Annotated in this window: 1 protein-coding gene; it reads left to right on the top strand. The window is 66.1% G+C overall.

The window, feature by feature from the left end:
* On the top strand, nt 1–590 hold a 590-nt coding region (locus ABD197_RS16680), incomplete at both ends, for a sugar phosphate isomerase/epimerase family protein (protein WP_344056117.1).

Genomic DNA, 590 nt, shown 5'->3' with positions numbered 1-590 from the left:
CGGCTCGACATCCTCGAGCGCAACGGCCTGAAGGTCTACGCGATCTCGAACCACCTGACCGGCCAGGCGGTGTGCGACGACCCGATCGACGAGCGGCACCGCGACATCCTGTCCGACCGTGTCTGGGGCGACGGGGACGCCGAGGGCGTGCGGCAGCGTGCCGCGGAGGACATGAAGAACACCGCCCGGTTCGCCGCGAAACTGGGGGTGAGCACGGTGAACGGGTTCACCGGATCCTCGATCTGGAAGGCCGTCGCGATGTTCCCGCCGGCCTCCGACGAGTTCATCGCGCGCGGCTATCAGGACTTCGCCGACCGCTGGAACCCGATCCTGGACGTGTTCGAAGAGGTCGGCGTACGGTTCGCGCTCGAGGTGCACCCGTCCGAGATCGCGTACGACTACTGGACCGCGAAGGACACACTCGAGGCGATCGGGCACCGGGAGAGCTTCGGGTTCAACTTCGACCCGTCGCACTTCGTCTGGCAGCAGCTGGACTACGTCGCGTTCGTCCTGGATTTCGCCGAGCACATCTTCCACGTGCACGTGAAGGAGTCGATCACGAACCTCGACGGCCGCAACGGTGTGCTGGG

This window comes from Microbacterium lacus (assembly GCF_039531105.1).
In the GTDB taxonomy this organism is placed as follows: Bacteria; Actinomycetota; Actinomycetes; order Actinomycetales; family Microbacteriaceae; genus Microbacterium; species Microbacterium lacus.
The sequence above is the reverse complement of the archived record's forward strand: the minus strand, read 5'-3'. Positions and strand labels throughout refer to the sequence as shown.